We start from the raw sequence: 25975 nt of genomic DNA, 5'->3' as shown, positions 1-25975 counted from the left end.
AATAACAAAAAGACCTCCTATCATGGAGATCTTCCCGAATGATATATTTATTCTTCAACACCAGTTGGCACAGACCCCAAGAAATGTATGACGTCGCCAGCCTGCCTGAAGACGAGCAGCAGGATTTTGTTAGCTTAAATAGTAGTGAGTTAAAGGATTTCCGGAAGGTCCAGCAGCAAAGCCGGGGCCGTAACGGCAAAACGATGGCAACCCCAACTGACGGCGGGGATAAGGCGACTACGGCTGCTGGTGGCAAGAGCGCCCAGTCGCGGTCAAGCAACCCTTGGGCCGCACTCAGCCGGGGCCGGCAGCTACCGCCAAACATTTCCAGCTGGCTTGATTCCAACGTCGATCCACGGCAACAACACTGGATGCGTAAGCACTACGAAGATTTCACCCCGGAGCAGCAGGCCCAAATGCAAGAATGGTTCGCAGCGCGGCGCAAGCGGCTGGGGCAACGCACGGCTAGTGGCAAGCGCCAAAGTAAACGGGAAAAATAATTCATGTATCGCCACCAATGAAAAAGCTGTTCGCCTTGGATCAATTGATCCAGGACGAACAGCTTTTTGCACTCTGCTTAATGCACCCGCTGGAGCCCATTTTGCGTCACCTTAAACGTGCCCGTTTTGATCGACTGCCCCCAAACCTCCTTGACCATTGCGGAGAAGGTGCGGTGCCATTCAGGAATCGCAACGTACTGATAAGCCAACACGGCCTGCTTAAACTGCTTAGCGGACATGTTCCAATCTTCCTGCCCGACCACTTTGTCCGAGAAGAAGAAGTAGCGGCCCACATAACCGGTGTAATAATCAGCAACGTCATCCGCGTGCGGGTCGACAATGACCACCTTGTCGTGATTCACGGTCGTGCGCTGCCGCATGATCCGCTTCATCTGCTGGGGCAAGGCATTCTTATTCATCTGGTTGTTGTATTCAATCCCATTGGTCTCGGAAAACATCATGATGATGGAGAAAATCATCAGCACGAAGGACGCAACTTGGTAGAGGTTCTTACTGAAGTAGGTACTGAAGCTGCGGAGTGTGCGTTTCGTGAAGCGTTGCTCGTGCAAGGAATAATCCATCTCGACAACCGCGGCCATTGCCCCAACGAAGAGGAAAAAGATGACCGCACTGGACATGTAGCGTTCGAAGCCGTCGATCATTTTGGCCTCGTTATATGGCATCGCCAGCACGTACATACCGAAAAGGCTGATGACGTAAATGACCAAACCAAGGTCGGTCAAAATGGTCAATTTAAGCAGTGAATTCTTACGCCGGCAGAACAGCCGAATGCAGATCCAGCCGGCTAGCAGCGCAACATTAATCAAGATAACGCCACTCATGGAGAGCGAGTGCCCGCTCAGCAGGGTCCGCACAATTTTGCGCCCGATACCCATGATCTGCGCGGTGGTTTCGTGGGCTAACTGACTCTTGTAGGCCGTTGCGCTGATTTCGTGCTTCGACAAACTAAAGGTGGCGTGCACGTGCGCGTTCCACCAGGCAAACGGCAGGTAAGCCCCCAGCCCCGCAATCGCGGTCATGACCAGCCCCCGCAGAGTGCGCAGCCCCCAGTTGCCCGTGCTGTAGTGCACCCGCGCGTAGAGGTAGTAGATAATGATCATGGCGACAAAGAAGGTCCCGGAATTCTTCACAAGCAAAATGCTGGCCGTATCAATCACCACAAAGCTCAGCTGGTACCCCGGCCGCTTGCGGTAAATGTACACGCCGGCAATCCCCGCGACTGCAATCACGGGCAAAATGTAGTCCACCAATAGGTTGTTCATGCGGATGGCGATGTTAAAAACGTTCGAGATGGAGATGACGAAACAGAGTACGAAGGCCATCAGCCCCCGCGTTTTGTCCCGCAACACCCCGAAAATAGCGTAGAGCGCCGCCCAGATAATGATGAACTGACCGAGAATCATCGCCCCATCGCTAAAGCCAATGAGCCGGACCACGTGGGTGATAAACAGGCCAGTTGCGGGCGGGTAGGACGTGTAAGTAATTAGCGGGTCGTGCGCTCCCGGCAGGCGCCCAGTGAAATTCATAAACTTCACGATCAGCGCCCACTGGGTGTAATTGTCATAGTGAATCAGGGGGCTGTGGTAAAGCACGTTCGCCATCACGCCGCCCAAGGCAATCATCCACACGTCAAACAAGTGCGTCCCCACAAAGGGAAAAGTGATGCGGCCCAAGATTAATAGGGCTATGATCACTGCGAACGCCAGGACTCCGCCCCAGGTGACGATCTGCAATCCTAGGTTCAGTGCACCACACATCGCGAACACATACAGGGCCAGTACCTGCAGCAAGACACTGGTGAGCCAAGATAGGTGCAACTCCACGCCGAGCACCCGCACTAGACTGTTATAGCCCAGCAATGATAACGCCAAAATAATCCAGCCTAGCAAAGTGATCCCCCCTCAACGCTTTCTGCAATTAATTACTGTCTGAAGACATTCTGGTGCCGATTACTCCGGTTGAGCTTGGTGATCAGACTATCAATCCGTTTGAAGCGGTGCGAAAAGTTCAGCATCAGTTCGTCAAACGGCGTGATCCACCGGTCCTGCTTGGTTGACAGGTTGCGATTACTGCCATCGTAAATAATCTGCAGCATGTGATTGCGGCTATCCGCATCTTGGGCAGTTACGGTCGTGCTGTAGTAATCCTTCCCGTCATCGCGCCATTGCCGCACAATTTTGCCGGACAGCTCTACGTCCCGGTCGCCATGCTTTAAGACGATAACCACCGGTGTCCCTGGTTTCAGTGTCGCCCTGGTCGCGTCAGTGAAACTAAAGGCAACTCCGCCTTCGGACACGTTATCCGTCATAATCTCCGCCGTGCTGCCGTCAGCAAAGCGCAATTTGCCCTTAAGCCGGCGCACGAACCGTTCCGAGCGCCGGAACACCGGCCGCCCCATCGCAATGAACAGGCAGAAGCTGAGGTTGATCAGGTGGGTCAGGAGCCAGAAGGTGATGACGCTGCCGACTAGAATTTCTGAACCCCACTTGCCGTAGTTGAACTTAATCACGGCAATGGCAGTAATCAGCCAGAGCAGGAAGTACGGAACAATGTAGAGTCGGTCTTGCCACGAGACGGTGGCATTTTTATTCGTGACCTTGAACTTGGTGGCCTTGATACCGAGAAACTCCAGCAATACCGGAATAAATAGGTACGGTGCAAAGAAGGTTTCCTGCACTTCGCCCCAGCGCTCATCGCGAATTTTGTTCGATGAATCACTCAATACATATTGCAGCAGGAAATAACCGGGTGCCCAAACAACCATCAGGATCCAGAAGTTAGCGTTCACGACCTGAACCTTGAACAGCGCGTACAGTACCGGCGCGGCGATGTAAATCAAGCGACGCAGGAATGACCACCAGTAGAAGAAGCTGTTGATCAAAATCAGCCGGTTCGTGAAGGCAATGTTCGGATTCAGGAAAATGTGCAAGTTGCGACAACTCTGCATGACGCCGCGTGCCCACCTAGTCCGCTGCTTGATGACCCCCTTCAGGTCGATCGGGGTGGTGCCACTACTTTGCGGCTCCTCAGTGGCTAGACTCGTATACCCGGCAATGTTGATTTTGGCCCCGAGCTCGAAGTCCTCGGTCAACGTATCCGTCGGGAACCCGCCCGCGTCTTCAACAGCCTGCCGCAAGAACACGGCGTTCGAGCCGGTGAATAAAGCGGTGTTGTTCTCCCCGTTCAGGACGTTCACGCCCCGCGAGAAAAAGTCCTGCTCGTTGGGCACGATTTGCTCGGAAAACAGGTTGAACTGAAAAATATCGGCATTGTAAAAACTCTGCGGGGTCTGCACGAACCCGAGTGGCTTGGTGTTGTCTGGATCAGCTGCCTGCTCGCGCCAATTTTGCGTGAAGTAGGGTACTGACGCCTCCAAAAACGTGGAGAAAGGAATCATGTCGGCGTCGAAAATGACGAATAGTGGCGCGTGCAGCTGCTTCAGGGCGTGGTTGATGTTACCGGATTTGGCCTGCTTGTTGTCTTCCATCCCGATGTAGCCAACGTGGTACTCCTTGGCAAGTGCGGCTACTTCCGGCCGGTTGCCATCGTCGGCGATGACCACGTGCACCTTCCGCTTTTGCGGATACTTGATGAAGGTGGCAGCGTTAACCGTCTTGCGCAGCAACTCCTTATCCTCGTTGTGCGTGGTGATAATGATGTCAACATCGGGCACCTCCGCACCCGGTAGGAATTGTGGCGTGACCACCTTGTCCTTTTTATTGCGGCCAACGATGATGTTGAAGGCAATCAGTAAATAGGCGGTGAAATTAGAAATCACTTCACTAACCACCAGCATCAATGCAAAAATCAGCACCGGCAGCGTTGCGTGCCACGGAATCGTGAAGATGCAGCGCCACAGGAGGTAGATGATCGAGAGCACGATTGCCAAAGTGTAAATGACCCGCTTCGTCTTTGTCATTCGTTAGCACCCCTAAACACAAAGCGCTTCTGAATCTGGTAGCTGATGAAGAACAGCACTAAGTCCCAGAGCATTTTGATCACCGTGACGAGCACTAAGGGACCATTGGGAACCAGCAGACTGGTGATGAAGCCCGTGCCGTAGCCAGAACACAGGGTTTGCACAATCCACAACCCCACGTAGCGCAGGAAAGTTTGCACATCCCCGCGACCGAAAACAACGTGCCGATTGAGCAGGTAGTTGGCAACTGCAGACACAAGCCGAGCGATGATTGTCGCCAGCAACACCGCATTGGCCGTGTTGCTGTTGAACAAGAACAAAAGGGCAGCAAACAGCGCAATATCAATTAAATAGGAAATGATGCCGCTAGCCGCAAACTTCAGAAAGCGACTGTAAATTGCAATTGAATCCCGAATGATCCGAAAATGAGAGCTTGAGTTGCCTTGCAGGTAAATGGTCGTAATTGGCACCTCGGTAATCCGCACCCCATGGTCCTTGGCTGCTAGTAGCATATCCAGTTCAAACTCGAAACGGCTATCACCCAGCTGCAGAAGTTGGTAGGCATAAGCGCTAGGAATGACCCGGAGGCCCGTTTGCGTGTCACTGATATGGTTGCCAGTAAGTAGCTGCACGATTTTTTCAGTCAGGATGTTGCCAAACCGACTCCGCAGCGGCACATTTTTGGCAAAATTTCTTACCCCGATGACAAGTTGACTGGGGTCCTCAGTAAACCGCTCAATGCAGCGGCAAAGGTCCGCCGCCGTGTGCTGGCCATCCGCATCTAGGGTCGCAATTCCGGCAACTGCTTGCGGCATGGATTCAAAGTATGCGAACCCAGTTTTGAGTGCATTCCCCTTGCCCCGATTGGTGCCGTGGTGAATTATGTGCACACTGCTACCAAACTCATGCTCCAGCGCGGCAAAAATTCGCTGTTTGGCAGCACTCGTTCCGTCGTCCACAATCACTAACGGCCGCATCCAGCCGGGCCGCTGCTGCAGCTGCCGAACGAGCTTTTGCAAACGCTCGTCTGGATCTAATGCCGGAATCAGAACCCCGATTTTCAATTTTTTCTCACCCTTTTCATCACATAATAGTTATGTATCGACACTATATCTTGTCGTTATTAATTGCTAGACATATATTGCCTTATCCGCACCTTTAATGCCTATATTAGTTTATCCGTATGCATTTATCAATGTGCCACCGTTAATAACAATGTAATATTATCATGACGAACATATGAATAAAGTATGAACGGAGCATTCTTACTGGTATATGAATAATGACTGTAACTATCTTTTTAAATAACAGTTGTGGCTCTGATAAATTCTGCTTGTGTCATTATTGCTGCGCCGAATTATGTCACAACGCAAAAGGACCCCTTTCATAAAATAAAGGGGTCCCGCTTTGCAAATACTTCAATTAGTTGATTACTTTAGATAACTTAGCGGCCGCTTGACCTCGACTTTAGTGCCCTTGAACTCCTGCTTGATCCACTTCTGAATTGCGGGTTCGTGGTACAGCTTGACGAGCTTTTTGTAGGTCGCATCATTCTTCTTACTTGCGGTAGTTGCCAGAACGTTAATGTTCCCGCGGGTGCTTGCGCTTGCGTGTTCATGATAAATGGAATCCTTGAGCACGTTCAGCTTGGCTTCGAGTGCAATCGTGTTCGAAATGAGGACGGCGTCAAAATCGGGCAGGAACCGCGCCGCGGAGTCCTCGTCGATTTCCTTGATTTTGATATGCTTCGGGTTACTAGTAATGTCGCGCAAGGTGCCAAAGGTCGAAAAGCCCTTCTTGAGCTTGATCAGGCCCGCACTTTGCAACAGCAGCAGTTCCCGCGCCCCGTTAGCTGGATTGCTGGAGATCCCAACGCTGGCACCATTCGGCAAGTCCTTAACCGACTTGTACTTCTTTGAATAGATGCCCACCGGTTCAAGGTAAGTCGTGCCGAGTGCCGCAACCTTTTTGCCAGTGGTCTCCTTGTTGTAGGACTTCAGGAAGGCGTATGACTGGAAGGCGTTGACGTCGATATCACCATTGGCCGTCTCGTCATTGAGCTGCTTACCAACGCTGACTTCCTTAACACTGATTTTGAGGCCCATGTCCTTAGCCTGCTTAGTTTTAGCAATGTGTTGCCAGGTCTGGTAGTCAGAACCAATCCCGCCGACAGTGACGGGCGTGAGCTTGGTGCCGCTAGCCTGCTTGCCGCAGCCAGCCAAACCCAGCACGGCTACGAATGCGACCGCAGCGCCGGCCATGATCTTCGCAAAATTCTTCAATGGAATCCCCCCAGAATCGTTGTTTCGAGTTGTAGTTATGTATGGCGACGGCGTAGTGCCGTCGCGATTAGGGCTTTAATGTCTACGGTGCCTAGTCGAGCTGCGGCCCGCAAAAGCTTGCGGTTAACCTGCTCCGGAAATAATGCCTAAAACCTGGCATTCTTCCCGGAGCCTGTTAATCCTCAGCTTTTACCCGCGGGCCTCCGCTCTGTGTTTTAAACCAGTTCGCGTTCGAATGGCTTGTCGGAGATGCCGTCTGCCAGGATCTTCTTGGACCATTCCTTAGCAGAGAAGAGACTGTGGTCGCGGTAGTTACCACAGCTCTTGATGTCGGTACCCTGAACGTCTTCCCACTTGGTCTTGTAGGCAATCTCTTCGAGGGAGCTCTTCAGGGCCTTAGCGACTTCCGTGGTGCTGTGCTCGCCCCATGTGATGAGGTGGAAACCAGTGCGGCAGCCGAATGGTGAGCAGTCGATTACGCCGTCCATGCGGTCACGAAGCAAGCCAGCAAGCAAGTGCTCGATGGTGTGCAAGCCGGCCGTTGGGATAGCATTCGTGTTGGGCTGAACCAAACGCAGGTCGAAGTTACTGATCTTGTCGCCCTTAGCACCAGACTCAACCGTGATGAGCCGAACGTATGGTGCCTTAACCTTAGTGTGATCCAATGTGAAGCTTTCAACTTTTGCCATGATGAATATCTCCCTTTAACTTATTTACAGCTAGTATCATTGTAACGCGTTTTGCAAAATACAGTTCCCGACAATCATCACGGTCTGTTCTTGCCAATGATTGCAAAATGCAAAGCGGCCAACGATTACGATGAGAAAATCATATCACTGTCAATGCTAAATATCATCCGCAATCTAATCTGCGTCGCCCTCAGTTCTAGTTAAGCTTGTCTCAAGTCCACTAACCATAGGCAATCAAGACCATTTGTTCATGAACGATATAACTGCGATTGTTCTTATATTACATTGTGAAAACAATTAAAATTAGCTGTTGACGGCTGTGAGCTATCCTACCATAATGAAGATACTCGCCACTTTGAAGCGGGACAAACACATAGGATTCGAAGGGAGAAAATACATATGAAGTACACAGTATTGGGTGCGGGCGCAATGGGCCTGCGTTATGGAGTTTTGTTGCAGGAAAATGCCGGTTGCCAGGTCGATTTCGTCGACACTTGGGCACCAGAAGTTGAAAAGTGTAAGGAACAAGGTGGGGTTTACGTCTCCCGCGATGGCCAAAACAAGCATTTGGTGCCAATTAACATCTACTCACCAGAAGAATATACCGGCAACCCGGACGCATATATTATCTTCGTTAAGCAGATGGGCCTCGAAGAAATGCTTGAACGGTCCGCACATTTCTTCAAACCTGAACAGTACGCCATCACCTGTATGAATGGGATGGGCCACATTGAAAAAATCAACAAGTACTTCCCTAAGGAAAAGGTTTACGGCGGAACTGCCCTCATCGCGACCGTTTTGAATGGTGCCGGCGACGTTGACTTCATTGGTGCTCCTAACACCGGTTCCATGAACATTTGCCCTGAAACCGAAAAGCCCGACGAAAAGACGCCCGAGATCATGGACGATTTCACCCGCGCGCACTTGAACCCGAACCTGACCGATAATTTTGTCGGCACACTGATGGCAAAGGTAACCTTCAATTCAGTTGTTAACACCCTCTGCACCATGTTCCAGATCCGCATGGGTGAATTCATTGCCGCCCCAACGGCTGAGAAGCTGTCCAAACAGTTGATTGAAGAAGCATACTCCGCCTGTGAAGCTGCCGGTATCAAGTTGCTGAACACCCGCGAGGAAGAATGGGAAAGCATCGTTCACGTTAGTGCTGATGCTAACCCGCTCCACTTCCCATCCATGTACCAAGACTTCTCCAAGGACCGCCCAACCGAAGTCGATTACATCAACGGTTACATCTACGACCTCGGCCACAAGCACGGCTACGAAGCCAAAACTCACGACTTCCTGCGCAACTTGGTCCACCTCGCCGAATTCTCCAAAGGCTTTGATGTTGAAGCCTTCCGGAAAGAAGTTCTAGCTCGCGACGCCAAGTCCGAAGTGAAGGCGTAAGCTTGTAACTACGGAACGCAATCCAGCTGAATATAACTTACAATACGCACAAAGCTCCCTGGCATACCCGTCAGGGAGCTTTGTTTATTGATAGGTAGCAACCCAGCGCGGCTGGACACCACTGACCGATAGTAGTAGTTTTGACTTTAATCATTATAATTGGTAACTTTAAGAGCAGCTTCACAACGGATTGCCGTTAAGCCGGTCACACCATCGCGAGTTTGGGGGGATCAATGTGTATTGGCCATTTATGCTTATCATCATTGCAACCCTATTTGTCATGCTCGCTTGTGGCATCGCAGTCTACCGGACGCGATCCAAAAAGACCCGTAGTATTTTGTTGCAGGTAGTTGCTGGATGCGGTCTCGTCTTGCTCGGCACGATCGTCACTGCCGTTGCCAGTACCCGCAACACGGCTAACATCAAGCGTCACAACAATCTGCGGATCACCCGGGCCAACGCCGCAGCCAGCGCGTCAATGGCAAGCACCTACAAAGCCGCCAGATCTCAGCTGAATACCAACCTGATTGCCTATAAAGCCCTGGCCTTCAGCATCGAAAACAATCTGCTTGTGGTCTGGCAGCAAAATGGTCACGGTGAACAAGCAACAGTTGCTGGCGCAAGCTACAACTCCCAGGCTAGCGCGGTCAAAAGTGCGGTTAACACCTTGCGCGCCGCTGGCAAATATAAGCAGTTAAAAAAACTGAACGCCAAAATTCAGGCAAATGTCGGCAGCCTCACTGAAAATGGCAGTCCTGCGAATAAAAGTAGTGTCAGTACCGCACGGAGCCGCAGTAAGGCCCTCGTCAAGCTCACCGATCTGCTAGAAAATCCGGGTGACAACATGGACGTGCAGCACGCCCAGTTCAACCAGCAGATGAACATCATCAATAATCAGAATATTCAGTAAGCAAAGGAGAGTGGACCACAATGCGGTCAGCTCCTGAGCATTAGTAGAAAAATGGCTGTATTCCCGAACCTTGGGAATACAGCCATTTTTAAACTAAGCGGAAGAAGCTGCATTGTGGGCCACGTTTACATGCTGGGAGAGTTGGCGGTTTACCGCTTACTCTCCTACATCCGTAGCGCAGCGGAGGCGGCCGACTCCTCACCATAATTACGAACGGTCAGGAGTCGCCACTTTCACTAGTGCAGCTTGCTGCCCGTAGTGAAATGGACAGTGAAACGGCCGGCAGCGATGGTCGTCAGTAAATTCGAAGCTGCTCACTGTGATTGCAGACCGAGCCTCTTTTCGCTATCTGAATATGGCTTAATTAGTAGAAGGACGGCTTAGCCCCATCCGTGTTGGGCTGGTTAACGCCAAGGGAATCACGGACGTACTTGCTTGGGTCCAGGATAATTTTGGTGACTAGGTCCGCAATGCTCTTGCGCGAAACTTCTGTCCCCTTGAAAGTGTCGTTGCGGTGGGTCAGCTCGTAGCTCACGATATCCTTGTTGCTGAGCCATGCCGGCCGGATGATAGTGTAATCCAAGTCGGAAGCCTCAATAACCTTGGCTGCGGCCGCGTATGTCTCTAGGTAGCCACCATCAAGCTGAGCGTGGTTCCACTTGCCAAACGCACCGGGAACTTCATCGTAAATCCCCAAGGTCGAAATCCAAATGAGGCGCTTGACCTTTGTTTGGTCCATCGCCGCAACGACCGCCTTAGCCTGATCCTCAATGTTGCCACCAGCAAGGTTTGCGTAAACAATGTCTACGCCCTTCATTGCGGCGGTTAGCTGTTCAACGTTGCTTGCATCCCCATCGATTACGGTCTCGCGCTTGGGGTCGGCGTCTTGGATCCGCTTGGCGCGACGCAAGAACAGACTGAGCTGCACGTCGGTATCAGCTAACAGCTGCTTGCGCGCCAAGGCGGCGATGTGACCATGTGCACCGAGAATCAATACTTTTTTCATTGTGAATTCCTCCATCTTTAGTTTACGGGTACCTATCTACGGGTTCAGTATAACGCCCCCACCAATTCCCGCGGCGGACATAATTAGCGGCGCTGTCCGGCAAATTAGCAAGCTATTTACAGCAAAAAAGGCCACCCATTCCGAAACTGGGAATGAGTGTTTCCAAATTAATATTGGCCATCGCTGCCGGCCGACTCCTGACCTTTCTGAGTTATGGTGAGGAGTCGGCCTGTAAACGTGCTCCGCAATGCAGCTCCTTCCGCTTAGCCAAAACAAGGCCTACTCCCAAAAAACGGGAATAGGCCTTGTTTCTGCTAATGCTCAGGAGCTGACCGCATTGCGGAGCACTCTCTTAAGCAATTGACTGGTGCTTGTACGCACTGATGCGCCGCCGCCGGAGCAGCAGCCCGTTAACTTGATCTTCAATATAAGTTTGCAAGAATTCATATTCAGTATCAGCATTCCGACCAGTCCGCGCGCTGACCCAGCGGCACAGCTCGTTCATGAGCCCGTCCGCCATCAATTCGCGCATGAACTGGCAGTAGTCACCGCCAATGGTGACCTTCTCCTCGCGGCCGAGCGCGAGCAGACTTGCACAGACAATGGTCATTACGTGTTCGCGAATATAATCGACCGGCGCGTTCTGGCCATCGATGGCCAAAACTGCCCGGTAGAACTTGCGGTTGGCATCAAAATAGCTAACCATTTCGCTCAGCGTGGTGGTCCAGCTGGAAAAGCTGGTCCGCTGCGTTTTGTCACCAATCTCGACCTGATAGATCCACGCCAAGACGTCATACTTGTCGCGGAAGTGGTCGTAGAAGGTCTGCCGGCGCAGGCCAGCAGACTTCATGATTGTCGTCACGGTGATGGCACTGAAATCAGTGCTTTCGACCAATTGTTTAGTGGCGGTTGCAATTCGTGTTTTTGTATCCATTCGCACTCACCTCGACACAAGCTTACCACAAGTAAGAAAACGGCGCACCTACTTCGTTCCTATATAGAGGCCCCATCCGCGAGCACAGGATCTGCCTGTCCGTGCAGCGCGTTTTTCAGCATAAATGGTGCAATAATCGTGACCAAAATGATCACCAAAATGATATCGGAATAGTACTCATCCGCTAACAAATGCGCGGAAAAACCGATTTGGGCGGTGATCAGCGCCATCTCGCCACGGGAAATCATCCCCGCGCCAATAATGTAGTTACTGCGTCCGGTAAAACCACTAATTTTACCGCCCAGTCCGCAACCACCAAGCTTGGTCAGGACCCCGAGAATGGTCATCACGATGACGAAGGGCAGTGAATCGCGCAGGCCGCTGAAGGTCACGTCCAGACCCACACTGACAAAGAAAATCGGAATAAATAGTGCGTAACCGATCGGCTCGATACTTGCCTGGGCAACCTTTTTGAAATCCGTCTGGGCGACGGCGAGGCCGGCAAAGAATGCGCCGACCGCCCCGCTCAGGCTGACCAGGTTGGCGAGCCAGGCCATGCTAAAGCAGATAATGAGTGAGCCGATAATGGGACTAGAAGTCATCAGGATGCGGTCCGAAATCGTCAGGATTATCGGGGCAATCCACTTGATGATCACGTAGCAGAGCACGAAGAAGCCAACCTGTTCCAGCATGGTGAGCCACAGCGGCGTGCTGTTGCCACCGCCCTGCGTGCCCATGAGCGAAATCATGATGCTCAGCAGGATGACCCCGATAATGTCGTCAGCAACCGCCGCCCCCAGGATCGTGGCGCCCTCACGCGTGGACAGGGCTCCATACTCCTTGAGCACCTCGACCGAAATCGAAACGGAGGTTGCGGAGAAAACCACCCCAATGAAAATCGATTCGAACCAGCTGAACCCGAAGAAGTGGCTCGTGATCCCGATCAAAACCACCGGCGCGATGACTCCCGACACGGCAACGATAATCGCCGGCCGCAAGTATTTTTTGAGCAGGTCCAAATCACTCTCGAGCCCGCCGAGAAACATGAGCACGATCACCCCGAGGTCGGAGAAGGTCGTCATCAGATTACTCGGATGGATGAGTCCCAGCACCGCGGGCCCGGCGATCACGCCGACCAGGATCTCGGCAACGACCGCCGGCATCCCCGCCCGCCGTGAAAAGTGGCCGGCAAGCGTGGTGGCTAAGAGGATAAACGCTAATTCACCAACAAAATTCATATGTGTGCCTCCAAAATCTGGCGATGGTAGTCTAACGCCAATATGTGCTTAACGGCAACAATGCCGCAGCGTCTGGTATCAAGACGTTGCGGCTTGCTGCGTGATTGTATCTAGCATACTCCAATCTAGATAGCTTAGTCCTGGTTGGCCTCAGCTATACTCGCTTTGGCAGCCCGACTTGCCTGCGCCTCGCGAATGAAGTGAATGGCCAGCCCGATTGCCATCCCGATGATAGCGGGCAGGAACCAGTCCATCCCCATGCTGGCAAAAGGCAGCTTGGCATCAATTGCCAGAATCGCTTTTGCCCAGCCAGACTGGGAAATGATTGCGGGTGCGTTGGTGATTCCGTCAAGGAAGGCCGGAATAATCGTAAAGATGGTGGTCATGATGTAAACGATGCGGTCACTCTTGAACAGTGGTGACGCAATGGACATGATGATCAGCGTGATTGCCAGTGGGTAGAGGAACATCAGCATTGGCAGGGACCAGGCAATAATCTGGTCGAGCCCGATGTTGGCAATCAGGAAGCTGGCACCGACACAGATGATGAGCCAGGTCTGGTAACCAATCTTGGGAAACTTGGTGTGCAGTGCTTCAGAGAAGCTGGTAGACAAACCAATTGCGGTGGTCAGGCAGGTCAGTGTTGCCATGATGGCCAGGATGATTTCACCGGGCATGCCCATGAAGTGGTTCGCAATCTGGTTGAAGGTGATCCCGCCGTCAGCGGCGATTTTGAAGTGAGCCAGCGTGGTTGCACCGATCCAGATGAGGATCATGTAGATGGCAGCTTCCAAAATGATGCTCATGGTGCTGGACTTAGCGGCGATTGCGGCAATGTGGCCGGGGCGCTTTTCGCCAAGGCCGCGAATGGTGGTAACAACGGCAATCCCGAAGAGCAGGCCAGCGAGTGCGTCCATGGTGTTGTAGCCTTCAAGGAAACCGTTCAGGAACGCGCCGTGCGTGTAAGCAGCGGTGCTAGCCTGCTGTGCGGCGCTGGACATTGGCTGGGCAAAAGCGAAGCCGAAAATAATTGCCAGCAGGATCAGGAACAGCGGGTTGAGCAGCTTACCAATGGAGTCAATGATCTTAGTTGGCTTGCGGGAGGCCCAGTAAGTGATCCCGAAGAAAATCAGTGAGTAACCAAGCAGCCACATTGGCCGGCTTGCGGCGCTAACGTGCGGTGCAAAACCAATTTGGAATGGTGTGGTCGCGGTCCGCGGCGTTGCGAACAGCGGGCCGAGGGTTGCGCAGGTCAGAACCATGAAGAAAGTTGCGTACCGCTTGCCGATCGGCTTGGCCAAGTCGTAAATCCCGTTACTTCTGGTGATGGAAATGGCGATAATCGCGAGCAGTGGCAAAATCGTCCCGGTGATCAGGAAGCCAAGGCCAGCGGTAAACCACTGGTGGCCGGCGAGCTGGCCGAGGTGAATCGGGAAGATCAGGTTCCCGGCGCCGAAGAACATCCCGAAGAGCATGGATGCAATTGCAATGTAATTTTTCTTAGTGAATCGCTTAGATGGCTGTTTTTCCATAATGTTAATCCTCCGTGATGGGTACTTTATTAGCGATGCCTATGTGTGTCCCTCACGCAAAAGCGGCGGGAATCAATGGTGCTGTATGAATTAAATGAATTGCTGTGTTGAATAAAAACTACTTGCTTACACTCGGCTAATGCCGCCGCATTTACTCACGTTTTGCATTGTTCTTCCCTCCCGCCTTAGAATTAACTGCTATGTGTTGGTTTGGTGCTAAATGGTGCTATGTATGTTCGTGTGGTGAATGGTTTGGTTACGGCCACATCATAGTCGAGCTGCGAGGAACTGAAGCTTGCGCTTTGCACACTCCGGAAGTAATGCTAAAGCCCAAGCATTCCTCCCGGAGTACGCAAATGCTCAGCTTCAAACCGTTCCTCTCCGCTCTGTTTTCATAGTCGAGCTGCGCCCCGCAAAAGCTTGCGGTTAACACACTCTGGTCCAAATGCCAAAGCCCAAGCATTTTGCCCAGAGTCCGTTAATCCTCAGCTTCTGACCGCGGGGCTCCGCTCTGTGTAACAAAAAAAGCGCCCCTGCAACTATCACACTTAGATAGTTACAGGGGCGCTTAACGCGGTACCACCCTGCTTTGCGTCACCCTCACGAGTAACGCCTCATCACGTACGGTCTGGAGACGATACGCTAGCACTGTAATGGGTGCTCCCATGTGCAGCTAACGGCTGGGCCGCTCACCACACGCGCTCGGGGACTACTTTCCAAAAACTACCGGCGCTGCGTTCTCATCTACCGCAACTTGCTGTGGGCCGTGGGGTTTTTGTACTCTTCCCGTCAAAGCGATGTTTGTCTTATCTGTTTCTCATGTGTTCTAATATAGTTCCCACTATCATCACTGTCAAGACTAATTTTCGAAAAATGCAAATTTGCGTTGCATTACTTTCGGCGGTCGCGGCAGCAGCAGTGGCCAGCTGGAATGTAATCAAAAAGTGCCGTGACAATCACCAGTTTCTGATAATTGCCGCGGCACTTTTATCTTAGGAACGCTTTTTGCCCCGTAATGACGGTTCCGTAAACCACAGAATCAGGAAGTTGATCAGTAACATGCAGGCGGTCGTGATGAACACGGCGTTGTAGCCGAAGACCCCAGCAACGCCGCCCCCAACGAGCGCACCGAACATACTGCCCAGCGCCTGAAAGCTTTGGTTCCACGCGAAGACGGATGATAGTGCAGCCCGTGGAGAGTTTTTTGTCAGTAGCGTCTGAATCGTTGGGAACAGCGCCGCGTCGGAAATTCCGACCAGAAAGCGGAGCACGCCCAGAACGATCAGGCTTTCAAACAGGCCTTGCGGAAAGTAAACCACGACGGCGAATAGATAGCCCCAAACAAGTACCCGCCCCGAACCGTGCCGGTCACCATATTGCCCTAAACGCGGTGCCGCCATGATGTTGGAGATCCCCGGTAAGGCGGAGATGATCCCCGCAACGACCGTGATTGCGCCGCGGCCGTGCATCAGTTGCTTAACATACAGGCTGATGATTGGGAAAATGGACGAGTTGCCCAATTGCACGATCAAGGTGGACGTCAGCAGCACCATAATCAATTTTGGATTACTGAACTGCTGGAAAAAGCCCTTCTGCTTACCGCGGTGCACCACCGTTTTGACCGGCGCGTAGTCTTCGCGCACCAGCACCCAGGACATAATGGCGACGATAATCAGCAGGACCCCGGTAATGAAAAAGGTCAGGCGAATCGAAAAAATATGCGCTAGAATCCCGCCAATCACAGGGCCAATCAGCACCCCAGACGTGGAACCGGTGAGCAAGGTGCCCAGAATCTTACCACTTTTTTCCCGCGGTACTTGGCCGGCAACTAGTGCCTGCGCGTTCGGAATGTAACCAGAGAACATCCCGATTCCGGCCCGGGCCAAAAACAGCAGCCAGACGTTGTTCACGAAGCCGGTCAGAATGTAGATGATGGCCATCCCGCCCGCTGTGCACAGCAAGATGATCCGGTGGCCGCGCTTAACCGCCAGGTGGCCCCAGAGTGGTGCCATGAAGGCCGTCACCATGTAGGAAATGCCATAAACGATGCCGCTGTAAAAATTCAACTGTTGGTGGGAATAGTGACCCATCTGACTAATAAATAGGGCCAGAAACGGTGACACCTCACTGAAAGCAATCCCCGCAACAAAAGTACAGCCCCACAAGACGACTAGATTCTGCCGCCATTGTGTCTGTGGTACGGCTTCTTCAGCCAAATTGAACATCTCCCCCAGAATAATTGGTTAATTGAACCCGTCACGCTATGTAGCTCCGGATCAAGTCTCGTCCGGATGATTGGCTTACGCCTTTTTGCCCCGTAGTGATGGTTCGGTGAACCAGAGCAAAATAAAGTTAAAGAGCAACATGCAGGCCGTGCTGATGAAGACCACATTGTAGTCGAACAAACCGGCCAGGGTGCCGCCCAGAAAGGCACCAAACATGTTTCCCAAGGCTTGGAAGCTTTGGTTCCACGAGAAAATCGCGCTCGTTGCGCTCACCGGCGAATTCTTCGTCAGCAAAGTCTGAATCGTTGGGAACAGCGCCCCGTCGGAAATTCCGACCAGCAGCCGCAGGAAACCTAGCGCCCAGACGCTGCCGATAAAGCCTTGCGGGAAGTACACCAGGACCGCAAACAGGTAGCCGCCAATCAACACCTTCCCCGAGCCATGGTGATCCCCATAACGACCCAGCCGCGGTGCCGCGATAATGTTGGAAATCCCGGGTAGCGCCGCGATGATGCCGGCGACGACGGTAATCGCGCCGCGGTAGTGCATCAGTTCGCGGACATACAGACTAATAATTGGTGAGATCGAGGCGTTCCCTAACTGCACGATCATGGTCGAGCAGAGCAGGACGATAATCAGCTTCGGGTTATCAAACTGGCTGAGCAAGCCTGCCCGCTTTTGCCCCTTGACGTGCTTCGGATGTTCGACGGGCACGAAGTATTCTTCAACGAAGACGGCCGACAAAATGCAGCTCAGCAACAACAAGCCCGCCGTGATGAAGAAGGTCATGCGGATGGAAAATAGTTGCGCCAGGAAACCACCGATGATTGGCCCCAGCAACATCCCCGACGTCGACCCAGTAACCAACGTGCCCAGCGCGCGCCCGGCATTTTTCCGCGGCGTCTGGGAGGCAACCAGCGCTTGGGCGTTGGAAATAAAACCCGCAAAGAGACCTTGCAGCGCGCGGAAGCCGATCAGCTCCCAGACGTTCGTTGCAATTCCCATCAGGGCCATGGCAAGCGCGGTCCCGAGTGACGCGCGAATCAACATGATTTTGCGGCCCTTGCGATCGGCCAGGTTGCCCCAGATTGGGGAGACGATGGCAGTCACGAGGAAGGTCGCGGCGTAAACCAGGCCACTATAGAAGGAAACCTGCTGCTTACTGAAGCTCCCCATTTCGCCAACATACAGCGACATGAAGGGCATGATTTCACTGAAGGCAATACCAGCGACAAACGTACAGCCCCATAATATGTACAAGTTGCGCTTCCAAGGTCCCTTTTCGCGCTGCGCGTCATCCATGTAGATTACCCTCTCCCATATCGTTTTTGCGTATTTTGGCAAGCGAATAGCGAACCGCGGGTGCAGTTCGCCAAAAATAGCTAATCACTTTATAGTGCGGCAAAAGTGTGAATTTTTTGTGAAGATGGGCCGCTGGGAGGGGCGCACCACTCTGCATGATAACCTCCCTCGAATAACAATTTATTCTTCAACAGTAGCTGTTACAGCGCCAACAGCTTTGCTCAAATGGGCTTTGCCCGCAATAGGTACGCACCGCCCTTGAACAGCAAGCGCAAAACATATACCAGCGGCGAAACTAGTATCAGTAAAATGTTAACTATTAGTTTCACGCAAAAAGAAACGATACCATCAAACAAGTTGTCATCAAACACCAGGGAAAGCGCCCCGGCACCAAAGTTCAAATAGTCCTGATACAGCTTTGTATTGCCATGAATCTTCGCGTTCTTCTTCGAAAAGTCGGTTTTGATGGCTAAGGGTTTGAGTGTTGCAAGCAGGGCTGGGGTGGTCAGCAGAAAGCTAATCCATAAGAACAAATCGGCTCCGGTCAGGCGCAACGAAATACCGCCCATCCTCTTCAAATGGGTAAAGAGCAGTAAGCAAAGGAATGCTGGCAATAAGGTCACTCGTTTTTTCACAGGAATCAATCTCTTTTCTGGAGAGGATAAGCAACATGTTCCCCGGTACCAAAATCGGCTGTTGCGCTTAGAGTATGCGCATTTGCAAATCACGTCAACGCTATTTTGTGTGAATCTTAGCCTACGAATCACCAAGCAAAGTGCACCTTTTTGCCCAAATAAATTACATAAACCAGATTCCAGCAGCGCCCCAACCAAACATTGATTGCTTTCTGTGCTGCAGCACAGATCCTAACGCTAGTACTTCTTCGGTCAGATTATGATTACCTATCAAGTAGTGGTTTAATTCGCGCGACAACTTCATAGTAACTGTTGGCAGATCTTTACCGTTTTGCAACGATCTTGCGTAACCCAATAGCATTGATCGTAGTTCATCGTTAGTCCCAGCAGGCAGCGAATCATATGCAGCCCCGATTAAATCAAACAGCTCAGTTTCCTTTTTGCCCATAGTGAACTCTTTACTCATTGTGACCACCCCCATCATTCTGTAGCATACCTCGTTGTGAATTGTGTCACAGTTTGCTACAGTGTTCAATTCGCAAACGCCGGCGTTTAAGGTCGGGATGCAAATTTATATCGCACGGCAGTTTATCGCAAGAATCAAGGCGGCTTGGGCAAAAGTAGCTCAGTAATTATTACCCGTCTCGAAAAAAATGGCCTAGTCCCTGTAATGGGAGCTAGGTCATTTGCATTAATGGCGATAGACAATTTGCATCAATTGGTAGTCTTTTGTGCCTGCTGATGCAAGCGCTGGAAGAACATGAACAAGACGATCCAGATGAGGCCGCCAATTGCGGGCCAGCGTCCGGTCCCCGTCAGCAGGGTGACGTACACGGCGGTGAAGAAGAGAATGACCACAGGGCTACTAATGCTGTACGCCGGCATCAGGAAGCCATTGGGATCAAACTCCTGCGACTGCCGGTATTTCCGGTGCGCCATCATCGTCAGCATGTAGACGATGATGTAGAGGTCACTAGACACCGAGGTGATAAAAGAAAAGGCGTCCGCAATCTGCGGCAGCGAGTTCAGAATCGGTCCGATCAGAACCAGCGCTGCGGACAAAATGATGCCGCGCGCGGGCACACCGGTCCGGGCAATTTTGCGGAAGGGAATAAAGGGCTTAGCGTTGCTGTCGAGGGCAATCTGGAAGAAATGGCGCCCAGCCGAATACAGGTAGGAGTTGAGCGCGGAGGCAGCGGCGGTCAGCACCACGAAGTTGATGACCGCGGCCGCAGCCTTCAAGCCGGCCAGCTGGAACACCTGCACGAAGGGACTCTTGCTTGGGTCTAAGCTGTTCCACGGGTAGATGGCCATGATGACAACAATCGCGCCGACGTAGAAAATCAGCACCCGGATCAAAATTTCGTTAATGACTTTTGGCAGCACCTTGCGCGGGTTAGCCGTTTCGGCGGTCGTGATGCCGATGAACTCCATCCCCTGGAAGGAGAAGAACACCATTGGAATCGCGCCGATGAAACCTGCGATACCCTTGGGGAACATCTGGAAATTAGTCGTGATGTTACTGAAGCTGGCGTGGCCGAGTGGCGTCTTGTAGTTCATGAAGATCATGGCCAAACCGACAACGATCATCACGACGATGGCCGTAATTTTGATCATCGCGAACCAGAACTCCGCCTCCCCGAACAGGCGCACGGCGATGAGGTTGATGCTCATCAGCAAGCCCAGCACCACCAGCTGAATTGCCCAGGCGTGCCACTGCGGGAACCAGAACTGCACGTAACGCGACACAGCGGTCAGTTCGGCCATCGCGACGAAGATCACCCCAAGCCAGTAGGTCCAGAGGGCAAAATAACCGGTATTCTTACCGAGGTACTTAGTAATGAAGGAAATGAAGGTGTGCTGACTCGGATCGGCATACATCATCTCGCCGATTGCCCGCATCATCAGGAAGAAAATAAAGCCCAGCAATATGTAAATTAAAACCACCGAGGGCCCGGTCTTCATGATGGTACTGCTGGCGCCGAGGAACAGTCCCGTACCGATCGTGCCGCCAATCGCAATCATCTGCACGTGGCGATTAGAGAGTTCCCGCCGGGTGCCGTCTTCGTTTTCTTTGATTTTGTACCTGTCCGCCATGCAAGTGCTCCTTCACGCAAAATTATGTATAAATGAATTACTACCATACTATTAAACATGTTATCGGACCGCCCGCGCAAGGGGCCGCCCAGTCGGGAATGCCGCTAAAGCGCGGTTTGACGGTCTAGATGACGATATGCGAAACTTTTTCGGCTTTTGATGAAATTGATTCACCTCCAGTAGAATAAAAGAACGCACCCCGCGAACGGGTGCGTTCTGCCACGATTACTTCTTTAAATTAAGGGCTGCGCGGATGGTTTCCTCCATCGCGGCGGGCCGGGTTGCTGGGGCGTAACGGCGGATGACCTCGCCGTGCCGGTCAATAACGAACTTGGTAAAGTTCCACTTGATCCTGCCACCACCCGACTGTTCCTTCAGGTAGGCCCACAGTGGGTCCTCGTCGGCACCGTTCACGCGTACGCGCTGACTAAGCGGGAAGGTAACCCCGTAATGGGCCTGGCAGTAACTCGCGGTGTCTTCATCATTGGCGAGTTCCTGGTGAAACTGGTTGGAAGGCGTACCGACGACCACCAGTCCGTCCTGACCATACTTCTTGTATAGATCCTCCAGGCCTTGCATTTGGGGCGCAAAGCCACACTTGCTGGCGGTGTTCACGATGATCAGCACCTTACCGGCATAATCACTGAGTTTCAATGGCTTACCGTTAATTCCAGTCAGCTCAAAATCGCTAATCTTTGTTTTCGTATCCATCTGCCACCATTCCCTTCACTGTGTGCAAAAGCAGCTTCGTTCTTACTTGGTAATTGTAAGCGCTCCGGGACGGTTTAACAAGCACCATTGCTGATCATGGCGCAAACTTAATTTTGCCTATTACCAGCTGCTTGTGCGACCTTAGCTTCTTTAAACACGGGGACAAAGGAGAAAGTGTCAAAATCAAACAGGCCTTGGTCGGTGAGCTTGAGGGTTGGAATTACAGGTAGCGTCAGGAAGGACAGGGTGATGAAAGGATCGTAGTCAACATCCACGCTGACCTGATTGTAGGCGGTGCGCAGTGCGGCCATCTGCTTAGCAACCACGCGGTACGGCTGGTCGGACAGCAAACCACCAATTGGTAGTGGCACATTCGCCAGCACTTCCTTGTCAGTTGCAACCGCCTGGCCCCCATCCGTGGCGGTAATCGCCATGATGGCCTGCATGATGGCGGCGTCACTGCTCCCAACGGCAACAATGTTGTGCGCATCGTGTGCTACGGAACTGGCAACGGCGCCGTGCTTCAGCTTAAAGCCCTGCACCAAACCCAGGCCCACGCAACCGGTATTGTGGTGCCGCTCCACGACGACCATTTTGAGGATGTCGCGGTCAAAATCGGGCTGGAATTCACCCTGCACACCCGTCACTGATTGCACAACGTGGTCCGTCGTGATGTGGTTGGGCTGCACGCCGATAATGTTAGCGTCAACCGTGCCCTCCAGTGGCATGCGCAGGTCCGCGAGCTGTAAGTGGTGCTGCAGGTGGGTCGCGGTGAACGGCAATGGCTTGCTAGCAGTCTCTTCATCCTGCCAAGCACCACTCTTCATTACCCGGGAAATGTGCACATCAGCCAGGTCATCAATTACCACCAAGTCCGCGAGCTTGCCAGCACTAATGCTGCCGCGGTCACTCAGTTTGTGGGCCAAAGCCGCGTGGTAGCTGGCCATGGCGTAGGCAATTTCGGGCCGCAAACCGGCCGCAATTGCCATCCGCAGATTTCGGTCGATCGAGCCTTCCTTAATGAGGTCGCCAATCGTTTTGTCGTCCGTGCAAAATGCAAACTGGGCGGCGTTGCTCTCGGTCACCGCGCCGACCGTGTTGAGCAGGTCGCGTTCAACGGTTCCTTCGCGCAGGAAGACGTGCATCCCGGCGTTGACCCGCTCCTGGGCCTCCTTAACGCTGGTGCATTCGTGATCCGTGTCCATCCCCGCTGCGGCCATGACTTCCAGCTGCCGGGCACTGAGTCCGGCACCATGGCCATCCGCGTGGTAACCGTGCGGGTACGCTGCATGGACCTTATCCATCGTGTCCTTGTCACCGCGCTCAACCGCACCATAATCCATGACTTCAGCGAGCCCATTAACTTCGGGTTCTGCATACAGTGGTTCAAGGTCAGCCGCGTGCAGCGTCGCACCGTTGTGATCGAATGGCACGCAAGGCACTGAGGACGGCAACATGTAGCGCACATCCAGTGGTGTCTGGCGGGAATCGTGAATCAGATACTCAATCCCAGCGGTTCCAGCCACGTTACCCAGTTCATGCGGGTCAGCAACCACGGTGGTCACGCCGTGTTGCAGCAGGATTTTGCCGATTTCGCTCGGGGTCACCAACGCACTTTCAATGTGCACGTGGGCGTCAATGAAACCCGGCACCAGCCACTTGCCCTGCAGATCAACCGTTGTCCGCGCCTTTAAGTCAGCGTCTGGAAGCACGGACACGATCTTATCGCCGTCGATCCACACGTTGGTCGTAGTGAACTCCCGCGTGTACACGTTCAAAACTTTAGCTCCGGTCAGTAGCAAATCAACTGTCTGCACAATGTTCTCCTTCTGCCTAGTCAATCGCCGGAAACGGTGGGTACAGGATATGGCCGCTTCATAGTCGAGCTACGAGGAACTGAAGCTTGCGGCTAGTCTGCATAGGGACAAATGCCTAAGTGCAGGCATTTGTCCCTATGCGCCCTAGTCCTCAGCTTCAAACCGTTCCTCTTCGCTCTGTACAAAAAACGGCTGTAACCCTAAGCCAAAAAGCCTGGACTACACCCGTCTTTTTGCTTATAGTCCGGAGTTTACGGCTCCAGGTAGAGACTGCCGACCATATTTCGGCGATTATATAGGCATTCAAAATATTTTTATTGGTAACGGCCACGCTTGGTCGCTAGATATTGTTGCATATCCTACCACCCAAACCACGAACAATGCAATGCCAATTTTGTGAACGAAGGCAAAACGCAAAAAATTAAATGACCGCTTTTCTTGACAAACGAGAAAATGCTGAGTAAGCTATCCTTAAAATTAAAAGTACGTTAAAGGTTTTGACTGGAAGCAGTACCTGCACGTTTGCGAACAGAGAGCCCCGCAGGTGAAATGGGGTCGCGATTTGCTGGGAAGTCACGTCCAGAAATTAACCGGTTAGCTGAATTCAGTAAGCTAGCCCGCAAGCGCTGCGTTATCACGGTTACCCCCAGCTGTTCTCGCCCAGACGACTAGCTGCAGGCAACGTGAGGTTGACGTCGTGAGGCGCCAGCAAATCGAGGTGGAACCGCGACAACATCGTCCCCGAGCAATGCACAGTAATTCTGTGCGGCTCGGGGACTTTTTTTGTACACAGAGCGGAGAGGAACGGGTTGAAGCTGAGCATTTGCGTACTCCGGGAGGAATGCCTGGGTTTGGCATTACTTCCGGAGTGTGCAAAGCGCAAGCTTCAGTTCCTCGCAGCTCGACTATGAAAACAGAGCGACAACCACAGAGCGGAACGGGGCGCCCAGAAGCTGAGCATTAACGGGACTTAGGGATAATGTCCTGGGCTTGGACATTATTCCTAAGTCATGTTAAGCGCAGGCTTCTGCCCCGTGCAGCTCGACTATGAAAACAGAGCGTAGGGAGGCGCTCAGAAGCTGAGGACTAACGGGCTTTTGGAAAAATGCCGGGTTTCGGCATTATTCCAAAAGGTGGTTAGCCGCAAGCTTCTGCCTCCTGCAGCTCGACTATGATGCGGCCATAACCTAGAAGGCACGTAGCCTTTAACATTTTGCTTCCACCTCCATACATACCCCGCCACCGCGGGTTATCCACCACCCACCGCACCAAACATATGCCCGTCACTCATGAATTTATCAAAAAGGAGTTCACATTATGAAAATCATCCAAGAATCATTAGCTGACACCCTCAAGTTTGTCGCTCGCCGCACCGACACCGCCGCAAACAATCCTGAAATCGAGGCCGCCGTGCAGGACATCATCAAGAATGTCCGCGAGCGCGGTGACGCCGCCCTCTTTGATTACTCGATTAAATTCGACAAGGTTGAGGTCAAAAATTTGCGCGTGCCGCAAAGCGAGATCGACGCTGCTTACGATTCCGTTGATCCTAAGCTCAAAGCTGCGCTTGAACTGGCCAAGGTCAACATCATCAGCTACCAGAAGAAGGAAATGCGTTACGGCTTCACCGACTCCGAACGCAAAGGTGTCGTCCGTAGTGAGCGCATCACCCCACTAGCTGCCGCCGGTGTCTACGTTCCTGGTGGCACCGCCGCTTACCCATCATCAATTTTAATGAACGTCATTCCCGCCAAAATTGCCGGCGTCGGCCGCATCGTCCTCCTCACCCCACCGCAAAAAGATGGTCTGAGCAAGGTCGTTCTCGCCGCCGCCAAAATTGCCGGTGTCGATGAAGTGTACCAAGTCGGTGGCGCCCAAGCTATCGCCGCTCTTGCTTACGGGACTGAAACCATCCCCCGCGTTGACAAAATTACCGGCCCCGGCAACATTTTCGTGGCCACCGCTAAGAAGCAGGTCTTCGGTCAGGTCAGCATCGATATGATTGCCGGCCCATCCGAAATTGGGGTCATCGCCAACTCCGCAGCGAAACCAGAATACGTCGCTGCCGATCTTTTGTCCCAGGCTGAACACGACAAGCGCTCCCGCCCAATGCTCGTGACACCTGATCTTGATTTTGCCAAGGCCGTCAGTGCTGAAGTTGACCGCCAGCTCGAAACTTTGCCCCGGAAAGAAATTGCCAGCGCGGCCGTGAACGATCAGGGCTTCATCGCTGTTGTCGACAGTATCGACGACTGCTTCACCATCATGAACGCCATCGCTCCTGAACACTTGGAGGTCCAGCTGCCCGAGGCTAACCAGTACCAGAACCAGATCAAGAATGCCGGCTCCGTCTTCCTCGGCTTTGCGGCCTCCGAACCAGTCGGTGACTACATCGCCGGCCCGAACCACATTTTGCCAACCGGCGGCACGTCCCGCTTCTTCTCCGCACTCGGAGTTGACGACTTCCTGAAGCGGACCCAGTTCACCAGCTACACGCTCGAGGCACTGGACGAAACCGCGGAGGCCATCACGACTTTGGCCCGCGCTGAAGGGCTGGAAGCTCACGCTCGCGCGATTGATGTGCGGACAAACCGCAAGCGCTAAGCATGCTACAGCAGTGAACGCACACAGCTACTGGGACTTATTTGTGGCGATAAGTGGATCGATTTCAATCCCGCGTTTTAGAATCAAGTTAGCCACCATCGCCTCAAATTTGAGACGATAAAAAACACCAAGACAAAAGTCCTGTT

At 52.6% G+C, this 25975-nt stretch carries 20 protein-coding genes and 1 riboswitch; of the genes, 4 read left to right on the top strand and 16 right to left on the bottom strand.

Annotated features, from left to right (window positions below; all coding sequences use genetic code 11):
* The first annotated feature begins 38 nt into the window (after nt 1-38).
* Entirely contained in the window at nt 39-500 is a 462-nt protein-coding gene (locus tag GN107_RS10595; protein ID WP_155287838.1) for a hypothetical protein, read from the top strand.
* 77 nt (nt 501-577) lie between these two features.
* On the opposite strand, the gene GN107_RS10590 is transcribed toward GN107_RS10595, so the two are convergent.
* The 5 genes from GN107_RS10590 to GN107_RS10570 all read right to left on the bottom strand — a co-directional run bounded on the left by GN107_RS10590 (nt 578) and on the right by GN107_RS10570 (nt 7411).
* Complete coding sequence (locus GN107_RS10590) at nt 578-2410, bottom strand: ABC transporter permease (RefSeq protein ID WP_230678609.1); 1833 nt, start codon at nt 2408-2410, stop codon at nt 578-580.
* Between the two features lie 32 nt (nt 2411-2442).
* Nucleotides 2443-4440 (bottom strand): glycosyltransferase family 2 protein, encoded by a 1998-nt coding sequence (locus GN107_RS10585; RefSeq protein ID WP_155287836.1) that lies wholly within the window; start codon nt 4438-4440, stop codon nt 2443-2445.
* Nucleotides 4437-5504, bottom strand: coding sequence for a glycosyltransferase (locus tag GN107_RS10580; protein WP_230678608.1), 1068 nt, complete (start codon nt 5502-5504; stop codon nt 4437-4439). The genes GN107_RS10585 and GN107_RS10580 overlap by 4 nt, the downstream gene beginning before the upstream one ends.
* A 366-nt stretch (nt 5505-5870) precedes the next feature.
* Complete coding sequence (locus GN107_RS10575; RefSeq protein ID WP_230678607.1) at nt 5871-6722, bottom strand: MetQ/NlpA family ABC transporter substrate-binding protein; 852 nt, start codon at nt 6720-6722, stop codon at nt 5871-5873.
* Nucleotides 6723-6937: 215 nt separating this feature from the next.
* Nucleotides 6938-7411, bottom strand: a complete 474-nt coding sequence (locus GN107_RS10570; protein ID WP_155287835.1) for an S-ribosylhomocysteine lyase — start codon at nt 7409-7411, stop codon at nt 6938-6940.
* Nucleotides 7412-7810: 399 nt separating this feature from the next.
* On the opposite strand from GN107_RS10570, the gene GN107_RS10565 reads away from it, so the two are divergent.
* Both GN107_RS10565 and GN107_RS10560 read left to right on the top strand, forming a co-directional pair.
* Entirely contained in the window at nt 7811-8818 is a 1008-nt protein-coding gene (locus GN107_RS10565) for a ketopantoate reductase family protein (RefSeq protein WP_155287834.1), read from the top strand.
* 235 nt (nt 8819-9053) lie between these two features.
* Entirely contained in the window at nt 9054-9728 is a 675-nt protein-coding gene (locus GN107_RS10560) for a hypothetical protein (RefSeq protein ID WP_155287833.1), read from the top strand.
* 364 nt (nt 9729-10092) lie between these two features.
* Here GN107_RS10560 and GN107_RS10555 read toward each other — a convergent pair whose 3' ends face one another.
* The 11 genes from GN107_RS10555 to ade form a co-directional block, all read right to left on the bottom strand.
* A complete protein-coding gene (locus GN107_RS10555) occupies nt 10093-10734 on the bottom strand; it encodes an SDR family oxidoreductase (protein WP_155287832.1) in 642 nt (213 codons plus the stop codon).
* Nucleotides 10735-11086: 352 nt separating this feature from the next.
* A complete protein-coding gene (locus GN107_RS10550) occupies nt 11087-11668 on the bottom strand; it encodes a TetR/AcrR family transcriptional regulator C-terminal domain-containing protein (protein WP_155287831.1) in 582 nt (193 codons plus the stop codon).
* A 59-nt stretch (nt 11669-11727) separates the two neighbouring features.
* On the bottom strand, nt 11728-12906 hold the full coding sequence (locus GN107_RS10545; protein ID WP_155287830.1) for a cation:proton antiporter: 1179 nt from the start codon (nt 12904-12906) through the stop codon (nt 11728-11730).
* Between the two features lie 134 nt (nt 12907-13040).
* Complete coding sequence (gene brnQ, locus GN107_RS10540) at nt 13041-14438, bottom strand: branched-chain amino acid transport system II carrier protein (protein WP_155287829.1); 1398 nt, start codon at nt 14436-14438, stop codon at nt 13041-13043.
* Between the two features lie 992 nt (nt 14439-15430).
* On the bottom strand, nt 15431-16654 hold the full coding sequence (locus GN107_RS10535; protein ID WP_230678606.1) for an MFS transporter: 1224 nt from the start codon (nt 16652-16654) through the stop codon (nt 15431-15433).
* 84 nt (nt 16655-16738) lie between these two features.
* Entirely contained in the window at nt 16739-17965 is a 1227-nt protein-coding gene (locus GN107_RS10530; protein WP_155287827.1) for an MFS transporter, read from the bottom strand.
* Nucleotides 17966-18186: 221 nt separating this feature from the next.
* Nucleotides 18187-18600, bottom strand: a complete 414-nt coding sequence (locus GN107_RS10525; RefSeq protein WP_155287826.1) for a hypothetical protein — start codon at nt 18598-18600, stop codon at nt 18187-18189.
* A gap of 163 nt (nt 18601-18763) precedes the next feature.
* A complete protein-coding gene (locus tag GN107_RS10520) occupies nt 18764-19066 on the bottom strand; it encodes a bacteriocin immunity protein (RefSeq protein ID WP_196246333.1) in 303 nt (100 codons plus the stop codon).
* 248 nt (nt 19067-19314) lie between these two features.
* Nucleotides 19315-20697 (bottom strand): amino acid permease, encoded by a 1383-nt coding sequence (locus GN107_RS10515; protein WP_155287824.1) that lies wholly within the window; start codon nt 20695-20697, stop codon nt 19315-19317.
* Between the two features lie 225 nt (nt 20698-20922).
* Nucleotides 20923-21408 (bottom strand): glutathione peroxidase, encoded by a 486-nt coding sequence (locus GN107_RS10510; protein ID WP_155287823.1) that lies wholly within the window; start codon nt 21406-21408, stop codon nt 20923-20925.
* Nucleotides 21409-21515: 107 nt separating this feature from the next.
* The gene (ade, locus tag GN107_RS10505) at nt 21516-23228 is read right to left on the bottom strand and encodes an adenine deaminase (protein ID WP_155287839.1); all 1713 of its coding nucleotides are present in this window, start codon (nt 23226-23228) and stop codon (nt 21516-21518) included.
* Nucleotides 23229-23445: 217 nt separating this feature from the next.
* Nucleotides 23446-23544, bottom strand: a riboswitch (purine riboswitch).
* Between the two features lie 998 nt (nt 23545-24542).
* Between ade and hisD the strand changes: the two genes are divergently transcribed.
* The gene (hisD, locus tag GN107_RS10500) at nt 24543-25829 is read left to right on the top strand and encodes a histidinol dehydrogenase (protein WP_155287822.1); all 1287 of its coding nucleotides are present in this window, start codon (nt 24543-24545) and stop codon (nt 25827-25829) included.
* Nucleotides 25830-25975 lie beyond the last annotated feature (146 nt).

The sequence above is a fragment of the Lacticaseibacillus zhaodongensis genome (assembly GCF_009687905.1).
In the GTDB taxonomy this organism is placed as follows: Bacteria; Bacillota; Bacilli; order Lactobacillales; family Lactobacillaceae; genus Lacticaseibacillus; species Lacticaseibacillus zhaodongensis.
The sequence above is the reverse complement of the archived record's forward strand: the minus strand, read 5'-3'. Positions and strand labels throughout refer to the sequence as shown.

What these genes read in the sequence shown, in the direction of transcription:
- GN107_RS10570 (WP_155287835.1), bottom strand. Translation starts at nt 7,411, where the DNA reads ATGGCAAAAGTTGAAAGCTTCACATTGGATCACACTAAGGTTAAGGCA.
- brnQ (WP_155287829.1), bottom strand. Translation starts at nt 14,438, where the DNA reads ATGGAAAAACAGCCATCTAAGCGATTCACTAAGAAAAATTACATTGCA.
- GN107_RS10515 (WP_155287824.1), bottom strand. Translation starts at nt 20,697, where the DNA reads ATGGCGGACAGGTACAAAATCAAAGAAAACGAAGACGGCACCCGGCGG.
- GN107_RS10510 (WP_155287823.1), bottom strand. Translation starts at nt 21,408, where the DNA reads ATGGATACGAAAACAAAGATTAGCGATTTTGAGCTGACTGGAATTAAC.
- GN107_RS10545 (WP_155287830.1), bottom strand. Translation starts at nt 12,906, where the DNA reads ATGAATTTTGTTGGTGAATTAGCGTTTATCCTCTTAGCCACCACGCTT.
- hisD (WP_155287822.1), top strand. Translation starts at nt 24,543, where the DNA reads ATGAAAATCATCCAAGAATCATTAGCTGACACCCTCAAGTTTGTCGCT.
- GN107_RS10520 (WP_196246333.1), bottom strand. Translation starts at nt 19,066, where the DNA reads ATGAGTAAAGAGTTCACTATGGGCAAAAAGGAAACTGAGCTGTTTGAT.
- GN107_RS10555 (WP_155287832.1), bottom strand. Translation starts at nt 10,734, where the DNA reads ATGAAAAAAGTATTGATTCTCGGTGCACATGGTCACATCGCCGCCTTG.
- GN107_RS10595 (WP_155287838.1), top strand. Translation starts at nt 39, where the DNA reads ATGATATATTTATTCTTCAACACCAGTTGGCACAGACCCCAAGAAATG.
- GN107_RS10550 (WP_155287831.1), bottom strand. Translation starts at nt 11,668, where the DNA reads ATGGATACAAAAACACGAATTGCAACCGCCACTAAACAATTGGTCGAA.
- GN107_RS10585 (WP_155287836.1), bottom strand. Translation starts at nt 4,440, where the DNA reads ATGACAAAGACGAAGCGGGTCATTTACACTTTGGCAATCGTGCTCTCG.
- GN107_RS10565 (WP_155287834.1), top strand. Translation starts at nt 7,811, where the DNA reads ATGAAGTACACAGTATTGGGTGCGGGCGCAATGGGCCTGCGTTATGGA.
- GN107_RS10530 (WP_155287827.1), bottom strand. Translation starts at nt 17,965, where the DNA reads ATGGATGACGCGCAGCGCGAAAAGGGACCTTGGAAGCGCAACTTGTAC.